The following is an 8,268-nucleotide window of genomic DNA, read 5'->3' as shown; positions in this document are numbered from 1 at the left end:
GCGCTGCATGAGCATGCCCTTCTGGCGCGAGGACCTCTAAGTCTTTCAGTTTCCGGTGCGGTCTCCCTACAACCGCACCGGTTTCGCCCGTCAAACGGGCGCTATTATGTAAGTAATTAAGGAATTCATTTCTTCGAAAGGATACGAACCATGGGTGTTAACCTCTCCGGCCGTAGCTTCCTCAAGCTTCTCGACCTCACCACCGAGGAGATCGAGTACCTGCTCAAGCTCTCCAAGAACTTCAAGGATATGAAGCGCGCTGGCGTTCCGCACCGTTATCTCGAGGGCAAGAACATCGTCCTGCTCTTCCAGAAGACCTCCACTCGTACCCGCTGCGCCTTCGAGGTCGGCGGTATGGATCTGGGCATGGGCGTCACCTACCTCGATCCGGGTTCGTCGCAGATGGGCAAGAAGGAGTCCATCGAGGACACCGCTCGCGTTCTCGGCCGCATGTATGACGGCATCGAGTTCCGTGGTTTCGCTCAGGACGACGTCGAGGAGCTCTCCGCTAAGGCTGGCGTTCCCGTCTGGAACGGCCTGACCACCGAGTGGCACCCCACCCAGATGCTCGCCGACATCCTGACCGTCCAGGAGAACTTCAACTACGACATCAAGGGCAAGACCCTTGTCTTCATGGGCGACTGCAAGAACAACGTCGCTCGCTCCCTCATGGTCGTCTGCTCCAAGCTCGGCATGAACTTCGTGGCCTGCGGCCCCGAGGAGTGCATGCCCGCTGACGACGTCATCGAGGCCTGCAAGCCCATCGCCGAGGCCAACGGCTGCACCATCAAGCTGACCACCGACGTCAAGGACGGCGTCACCGGTGCCGACGTCATCTACACCGACGTGTGGGTCTCCATGGGCGAGCCCGACGAGGTCTGGGCCGAGCGCATCGCTCAGCTCACCCCGTATCGTGTTACCTCCGAGGTCATGGCTATGGCCAACCCGGGTGCCATCTTCCTGCACTGCCTGCCCAGCTTCCACGACACCAACACCACGATTGGCGCCGAGAAGTGCGAGCAGTTCGGCATCACCGAGCAGGAGGTCACCGACGAGGTCTTCGAGAGCCCCGCTTCCAAGGTCTTCGACGAGGCCGAGAACCGCATGCACACCATCAAGGCTGTCATGTACGCTACGCTCAAGTAAGAGCATCTAGCATCTCGCTCGGGGTGCATTGCTGCGCACCCCGAGCGCTTTTGTCTGGTAAAAATCTCGCACCGAGCGACATGCACGGCACGGAAGAGCCGCTTTGGGCGAGATCAGTAAATGATTTATGAAGGGGGGATGAGAACTATGACTGAGACCGCTAAGAAAAAGCGCGGTATGCCTTCATCGTTCACCATTCTTCTTGCTCTGCTGGCAATTGTCGCGGTTGTTACCGTTATCGTCTCCGGTACGTCCGGTGGCGCGGTTACCGCTGCCCGCCTGAGCGATTTCTGCACCGCCCCGGTCAAGGGCTTCGCTGACGCTCTGCCCGTCTGCCTCTTCGTTATGATCCTCGGCGGCTTCCTCGGCATGATGACCGAGACCGGCGCCCTGGACAACGGCATTGCCGTTCTGGTGCAGAAGCTTAAGGGCAATGAGATCATGCTCATTCCCGTGCTGATGCTCATCTTCTCCCTCGGTGGTACCACCTATGGTATGTGCGAGGAGACCGTTCCCTTCTACGCCCTGCTCGCCGCTACCATGATGGCTGCTGGCTTCGACCCCATGGTCGGCGCCGCTACCGTCCTGCTCGGCGCTGGCTGCGGCTGCCTCGGCTCCACGGTTAACCCGTTCGCCGTCGGCGCTGCCGTCGACGCTCTGACCGGCGTTGGCATTGAGGTCAACCAGTCCATCATCATCGGCCTCGGTGCCGTCCTGTGGATTGTTACCACCGCCATGTCCATCTTCTTCGTCATGAGCTATGCCAAGAAGGTCAAGGCTGACAAGGGTTCCACCATCCTTTCGATGCAGGAGCTCAAGGACGCCGAAGAGGCTCACGGCAAGGCTGCTTCCGAGGTTAACAAGGAGGTCAAGCTCACCGGTCGTCAGAAGGGTGTTCTGATCGCCTTTGCCTTCACCTTCGTCGTCATGATCGTCGGCTTCATCCCGCTGGCCGACCTCAACGAGGGCGTCGCCAACTTCTTCGATGCTGGCGCTGTCTATGACGCCGACGGTAACGCCATCGTTCAGGGTTGGTCTGCCCTGATCACCGGCCTGCCCATTGGTCAGTGGTACTTCGACGAGGCTTCCACCTGGTTCTTCCTCATGGCTATCCTGATCGGTATCATCGGTGGCCTGTCCGAGAAGCAGATCGTCAACACCTTCATCACCGGCGCTGCCGACATGATGTCCGTTGTCCTCGTCATCGCTCTCGCCCGTGGCATCTCCGTCCTCATGGCTAGCACCGGCCTCGACGTCTACGTCCTCGACGCTGCCGCCAATGCTCTGGCTGGCCTGTCCGGCGTGATCTTCGCTCCCATGAGCTTCCTGGTCTACTTCGGCCTGTCCTTCCTGATCCCCTCGACCTCCGGTATGGCTACTGTCTCCATGCCCATCATGGGACCGCTGGCTGTTAAGCTCGGCTTCTCGCCCGAGGTCATGGTCATGATCTTCTCCGCCGCCATCGGCGTCGTGAACCTGTTCACCCCGACCTCCGGCGCCATCATGGGCGGTCTTGCCCTGGCCAAGATCGAGTGGACGACCTGGCTCAAGTTTGCGCTTAAGCTCATCGTCGCTCTCTCCGTCGTCTGCGCCGTCATCCTGACCATCGCTTGCGTGATGCTCTAAGTACCCCTTGGGTACCCCACGGAAACCATGACGATCCTGTAAAGGATCACCTGGTCATCGTCTGTCCGGTGGGGTAACCCCACCGGTAGACTCCTACCTTTAGCCTCCTCCCGTTCCGTGCGCGGGAGGGGGCGCTCTTGTGTTCCGGCGTTTTACCAAACGCCGGAATCACTCGACGCTGCAAGCCCGCCAGAGCGGCAATCTGACGTTCAATCGTCGGGCATGGCCAAAAGGCCTATGCCCTCCTCTTTCACGTCACCTTGCTCGCTCTGGCGGGCTTTCGCTGACTTATGCTCCACCTGCGGCGTTTCCATTATTGATACAAAGGCCAGGTTTGTTTGAACCAAAAAGGGGAAGTTGCGGTGGAATAGTTCCCGTTTGGCCGTCTTGAGGGGTTAAACAGGAACTATTTCACCGCAACTTATCGATGGCGTGTTTGGTTGGTGCCTGTTGATGGTTAGGGCATTGCGAGGGGCGGGCTCCGTTATAATCGCCTAGAACATTAAATGGAAACGGGACGGGAGCCATATATGCGCCAGGGTTTCGACAATGCGAAGTATATCGAGCTGCAGGCTGCTCACATTAAGGAGCGCATCTCGCAGTTTGGTGGCAAGCTCTATTTGGAGTTTGGCGGTAAGCTGTTCGATGACTATCATGCGAGCCGCGTGCTGCCGGGTTTTGAACCGGACAGCAAGTTCCGCATGCTCAAGAGCATCGCCGATGATGTCGAGGTTATCATCGCGATCAACGCGAACCACATCGAGAAAAACAAGGCTCGTGGTGACCTTGGTATTACCTATGACGAGGATGTGCTGCGCCTGGTTGACCTGTTCCGCGGCAACGGCTTTGCCGTCGCGGCTGTGGTCATCACCCAGTACGCTGGCCAGCCTGCTGCCGATGTGTTCCGCAACCGCCTGAACGCGCTCGGCATTCCCGCCAAGCTGCACTATCCCATCGAGGGGTATCCGCACGATGTCGATCTGATCGTGTCCGACGATGGCTACGGCAAGAACGAGTTTGTCGAGACCACGCGTCCGCTCGTTGTCGTGACGGCACCCGGCCCCGGCTCGGGCAAGCTTGCCACCTGCCTGTCTCAGCTCTATCACGAGCACAAGCATGGCACGGCCGCCGGCTATGCCAAATTCGAGACCTTCCCGGTTTGGAATCTGCCCCTTACGCATCCGGTCAATATTGCCTACGAGGCCGCCACGGCTGACCTCGACGACGCCAATATCATCGATTCGTTCCACCTTGAGGCCTACAACAAGACCACGGTCAACTACAACCGCGACGTCGAGGCCTTCCCGGTAGTTCGTGCCCTGATGGAAAAGATCCTGGGCAAGAGTCCCTACCAGAGCCCTACGGACATGGGCGTCAATATGGTTGGCTTTGCCATCACCGATGACGATGCCTGCCGCGACGCTTCCAAGATGGAGATCGTCCGCCGCTACTTTACCGCGGTCGAAAATGTGCGCCGTACCGGCGTGGGCGATGAACAAGTCGACCGTCTCAAGATTATTATGAAGAAAGCTGGCATCGATAAGAACTACTCACCGGCGCGCTCGGCGGCCCTCACCAGGGAGCAACTGACGGGTGGTCCCGTGGGTGCCATGGTCATGCCCGATGGCTCCGTGGTGACCGGTAAGACCTCCACGCGCCTGGGCGCCGCAAGTTCGCTCATTATGAACGCCCTCAAGCATGTCTCGGGCGTCGACCTTGAGCTCGAGGTCATTAGCGATGAGGCGATCGAGCCCATCAGCAAGCTCAAGACGCATTTCCTGGGCAGCAAAAACCCGCGCCTCCACACCGACGAGACGCTTATGGCGCTGTCGATCACCTCGGCCACGAGTGAGACGGCCGCTCGCGTCCTTTCAGGCCTGGAGCAGCTGCGCGGTTGCGATGCCTTCTTTAGCGTGATTATCTCGCCGACGGACGAGACGGTACTGCGCAAACTGGGTATCAACGTGTGCTGCGAGCCCAAGTTTGAGCGCCGCGGTTTCTTCCATCGCTAAGTTTGAAGCACCGCGGTAATTGCATTGCATTTTGGCCGTATCGGGTTAGCGCCCGGTACGGCTTTTTGATCAATAAAGCGCCTATTTCGGCGAAAAATAGCCGTTTACCTGCCTAGAAACAATTTGAGCGGTATACAATAACCGTAACTGTTTCATCCTTAGCGGGATGCCGCATGATGGATATTACCTGCCATCGTGAGGTGTGTCGGTCGCGCACGGCGCGTTAGATGCTCGTGCTCGGTTTGAGGAGGCTGCTATGGCGGGCAAGGGTCGTGCGAGTGTCAACGATATGAAGCGTGTCGAGGTGCTGGTGTTGATGGAGATCGACCAGCAAACCGAAGACAATGGCGGGCCGTATGGTTTCTCGCGCAAAACGCTTGCCGAGCGCGTGGGGGTTTCGCCGTATCGTGCCCGCGCCGCAATCGATCGCTTGGATTCCGAAGGCATGATTGATGTCGTCTCGCGTTATAGCGACGACGGCGGTCAGCTTGCAAATGGCATTTGCCTCACCGAACGTGGCGAGTGGTATCTTGAGGGCGTCCGTACCGGCATGCTCGTTCAAGAAATGCTTGAGGACGAGGTTGCTGATCGATAGCAGCGTGTAACCCTTGCCATAACAGCGCCGCCTGGGAAACCGGGCGGCGTTTTGTTTCAAGATTGAGAAATGCAATCGCACGCGAGAAAAATTGCGAACGGTCCGCGGCGCGAGTATTACAATGAAGACCCGTAAGATGTGGATAAACAACTTCTACGGGAAGCGCAGGTAACTCAATATGACCAAGCATGTGTTCGTGACCGGTGGCGTAGTTTCGTCCCTGGGCAAGGGTATTACCGCGGCCTCGCTGGGCCGTCTGCTCAAGTCGCGTGGCTACAAAGTAACGATGCAAAAGGCCGACCCGTATCTGAACGTCGACCCCGGCACCATGAGCCCGTTCCAGCATGGTGAGGTCTTCGTTACCGAGGATGGTTACGAGTCCGACCTGGACCTGGGTCATTACGAGCGCTTTATTGATGAGAACCTGACCCGCGATTCCAACTTTACGACTGGTGCCATCTACAAAAGCCTAATCGCCCGTGAGCGTCGCGGCGACTTTTTGGGCGGTACCGTGCAGGTGATTCCCCACGTCACCAATGCCATTAAGGACAAGTTCCGCCGCATCGAGGAGCAGACCGGCTCCGATGTAGTCATCACCGAGCTGGGCGGCACGATCGGCGACATCGAGTCCCAACCGTTTGTCGAGGCCATCCGTCAGTACCGCAAGGAGGCCGGCCCCGAGAACGTCTGCTACATCCACGTGTCGCTCGTTCCCTATATCGCCGCCGCCCACGAGGTCAAGACCAAGCCCACGCAGCATTCCGTCAAGGAGCTCCGCAGCTTTGGCATCCAGCCCGATATTATCGTGCTGCGCTCCGACCACCATATCGATGACGCTATCCGCGGAAAGATCGCAAGCTTCTGCGACGTCGACACCGATTGCGTCTTTACCAACGAGGACTGCGCGAGCATTTACGATGTTCCGCAGCTGCTTGCCGAGCAGGACTTTGACCTGCGCATTTGCGAGCGCCTGGGTCTGGATCCGCGTGAGCGCGACATGAGCGAGTGGAACGAGTTCCTGCGCAAACAGAATCACGCCAACCATCACGCCGACAAGGTGAAGATCGCCGTCGTGGGTAAGTACACGCAGCTGCCCGATGCGTACCTGTCGGTTATCGAGGCCCTGCACCATGCGGGCGTCTTCTACGATCGCCATGTGGACGTCCAGCTAGTCGACGGCGAGAGCCTCGATGGGCAGAATGTCTCCGAGGTTCTAGGCGACGCCTCGGGCATCCTGGTCCCCGGCGGCTTTGGCAAGCGCGCCCTGGAGGGCAAGATCCTCGCGGCCGAGTTTGCCCGTGAGCACAAGATTCCGTATCTGGGCATTTGCCTGGGTATGCAGGTGGCCGTGTGCGAGTTCGCCCGCAATGTCGTCGGCCTCGCCGGCGCCAGCTCCTCTGAGTTCGATCCGGATGGCCCGTATAGCGTCATCGACCTGATGAGCTCGCAGGAGGACGTGACCGAGAAGGGCGGCACCATGCGTCTGGGTGCCTATCCGTGCAAGCTTGCTGCCGATACCCTTGCTCGCGAGGCATATGGCGAGGAACTCGTCTACGAGCGTCACCGTCACCGCTTTGAGTTCAACAACGCCTTCCGCGACCAGCTCGAGGACGCCGGTTTGGTTATCTCGGGTCTGTCGCCCGACGAGCGCCTGGTCGAGATGGTCGAGCTGCCGCGCGACGTGCATCCGTGGTATGTGGCAACCCAGGCTCATCCCGAGTTCAAGAGCCGCCCGACCAACCCGCAGCCGCTGTTCCGAGAGTTCGTGCGTGCCTCGATCGGTCAGCACGAGGGTGTCGATCGCCTGCAGGTGACGCCCATGAACCTCGCTACGGACTAAGGGTGCCGGCGAACAAAGAACATGCCGAAGCTACTCCCTCGTCGCTCGCCGTGGCGGCGGGGGAGTATCTCGATTACCTCGCGGTCGAGCGGGGTTTGGCGCGCAACACGATTGCGGCCTATCGTCGTGACCTGACGACGTACTGCGCCTATCTGGAGCGGGCGGGTATTGTGTCTTTTGAAGAGGTGACCCGTCAGGTCGTGGAGGGCTTTGTCGCCGACCGTCGCGATGGGGGCTATTCCGATGCTTCGGTGGAGCGTGCGCTTGCGGCCGTGAAGGGCCTGCATGCCTTTTTGGTGCGCGATGGGGCTGTGGCCCAAAATCCAACGGCGGCGTTGCGCCTTCCTAAAAAGGCTGAGCGTTTGCCGGAGTATCTATCAGTGGAGGATGTCTCGGCGCTGCTCGATCAAGATTTCCCCGAGGGCGAGATGGGCTTGCGCGACCATGCCATCTTGGAAGTGCTCTACGGATGCGGTTTGCGTGTGAGCGAGTTGGTGGGGCTCGATGTGGGCGATATCCATATCGACGATGGCTTTGTGCTCGTTCGCGGTAAGGGCTCAAAGGAACGCCTGTCCCCGCTGGTGGGAAGCGCGGCGCGAGCTCTGACGCTCTATGTAACTGAGGGGCGTTCTCGCTTGGCGGCCCATGCCCGCGGAACCGAGACCTCGGCGGTTTTTTTAAATAAGAACGGCCGCCGTCTGTCACGCCAGGGCATCCATGCCATCTGTGAGCGCTACGGGCGCCAGGTGGGACTGGTGGGACTCCATCCCCATACGCTGCGTCACTCCTTTGCCACCCATATGCTTGCGGGCGGCGCAGACCTCCGTGTGCTGCAGGAGATCTTGGGACATGCCGATATATCGACCACGCAGGTCTACACGCATGTCGATCGTACGCAACTGACCGAGGTCTATCTGGCGGCGCACCCGCTGGCGCATCGTTAGCACATCGCTGACCTGCAAATTTATAGGTATTTGAGGACGGGCCCCAGATTGCCGCGGCGTGCTTTTGCGCGCGCATGGGCAATCTGGGGCCCGCCCCATTTTTCG

At 59.3% G+C, this 8,268-nt stretch carries 6 protein-coding genes; all 6 read left to right on the top strand.

Translation table 11 applies throughout. The annotated features are described in order from the left end of the window. Positions 1–150 precede the first annotated feature (150 nt). Positions 151–1,146, top strand: a complete 996-nt coding sequence (gene argF, locus DWZ52_RS09585) for an ornithine carbamoyltransferase (protein WP_118385425.1) — start codon at positions 151–153, stop codon at positions 1,144–1,146. A 138-nt stretch (positions 1,147–1,284) separates the two neighbouring features. Beyond that, a complete protein-coding gene (locus DWZ52_RS09580; RefSeq protein WP_370448285.1) occupies positions 1,285–2,772 on the top strand; it encodes a YfcC family protein in 1,488 nt (495 codons plus the stop codon). 530 nt (positions 2,773–3,302) lie between these two features. Continuing rightward, on the top strand, positions 3,303–4,784 hold the full coding sequence (locus DWZ52_RS09575) for a DUF1846 domain-containing protein (RefSeq protein ID WP_006234276.1): 1,482 nt from the start codon (positions 3,303–3,305) through the stop codon (positions 4,782–4,784). Between the two features lie 256 nt (positions 4,785–5,040). After that, positions 5,041–5,379: a hypothetical protein gene (locus DWZ52_RS09570; protein ID WP_040358312.1), complete on the top strand. Its 339-nt coding sequence runs from the start codon at positions 5,041–5,043 to the stop codon at positions 5,377–5,379. A 178-nt stretch (positions 5,380–5,557) separates the two neighbouring features. Then, positions 5,558–7,219, top strand: coding sequence for a CTP synthase (locus DWZ52_RS09565; protein WP_118377360.1), 1,662 nt, complete (start codon positions 5,558–5,560; stop codon positions 7,217–7,219). Between the two features lie 2 nt (positions 7,220–7,221). Further along, positions 7,222–8,163, top strand: a complete 942-nt coding sequence (gene xerD, locus DWZ52_RS09560; protein WP_199574604.1) for a site-specific tyrosine recombinase XerD — start codon at positions 7,222–7,224, stop codon at positions 8,161–8,163. Positions 8,164–8,268 lie beyond the last annotated feature (105 nt).

The organism is Collinsella sp. AF33-16, assembly GCF_003475325.1.
Taxonomy (GTDB): domain Bacteria; phylum Actinomycetota; class Coriobacteriia; order Coriobacteriales; family Coriobacteriaceae; genus Collinsella.
This window is presented reverse-complemented; position numbering and strand designations above follow the sequence as displayed.

Coding starts and splice junctions, on each gene's coding strand:
- argF (WP_118385425.1), top strand. CDS start 151: ATGGGTGTTAACCTCTCCGGCCGTAGCTTCCTCAAGCTTCTCGACCTC.
- DWZ52_RS09580 (WP_370448285.1), top strand. CDS start 1,285: ATGAGAACTATGACTGAGACCGCTAAGAAAAAGCGCGGTATGCCTTCA.
- DWZ52_RS09575 (WP_006234276.1), top strand. CDS start 3,303: ATGCGCCAGGGTTTCGACAATGCGAAGTATATCGAGCTGCAGGCTGCT.
- DWZ52_RS09570 (WP_040358312.1), top strand. CDS start 5,041: ATGGCGGGCAAGGGTCGTGCGAGTGTCAACGATATGAAGCGTGTCGAG.
- DWZ52_RS09565 (WP_118377360.1), top strand. CDS start 5,558: ATGACCAAGCATGTGTTCGTGACCGGTGGCGTAGTTTCGTCCCTGGGC.